Genomic DNA, 592 nt, shown 5'->3' with positions numbered 1-592 from the left:
CCTTGTGTCAACGTGCCTGTTTTATCAAACGCGACCGACTCCACTTTGCCAAGCAACTCAAGCGCTGCCCCACCTTTGATCAATGCACCACGGCGTGCAGCAGCAGCCAGACCCGACGTAATCGCAGCAGGCGTTGAAATAACCAAGGAACAAGGACAAGCGATTAAGAGCAATGCCAAACCACGGTACACCCATGTTTCCCAAGGTTGAGCGAACAGTAATGGTGGCGTAACGATGACGGCAAGAGACACCAGCATCATAAGTGGCGTGTACCAGCGACTAAATTTATCGAGGAATCGTTCTAACGGCGCTTTGCGCGATTCAGCTTCTTCAATCAAATGAAGGATGCGGTCAATGGCATTTTCACCTTGGCGGGAGGTCACTTGCACCTGCACTACTTTATCGACTACCACAGCCCCCGCCATGATTTTCCCGCCTTCTTCATGCTCAGCAGGAACTGATTCACCGGTCAATGCACTTTCATCAAAGCTGGCTAACGTCGTCATCAATACACCATCAGCTGGCAAACGACCGCCAGGTGCCACTTCAATGACGTCCCCAGGTTGAAGCTGAGACGCTGGTACTTCTTTGC

General features: G+C 51.7%; 1 protein-coding gene. It reads right to left on the bottom strand.

The features are described 5' to 3' along the window. Positions 1-592: HAD-IC family P-type ATPase (locus R7R78_RS27955; RefSeq protein WP_225474831.1), on the bottom strand; the 592-nt coding region annotated here is incomplete at both ends.

This window comes from Vibrio sp. 2134-1 (genome assembly GCF_033339495.1).
Note: the sequence above shows the minus strand (reverse complement) of the source record. Positions and strands in the feature narration are given on the sequence as shown.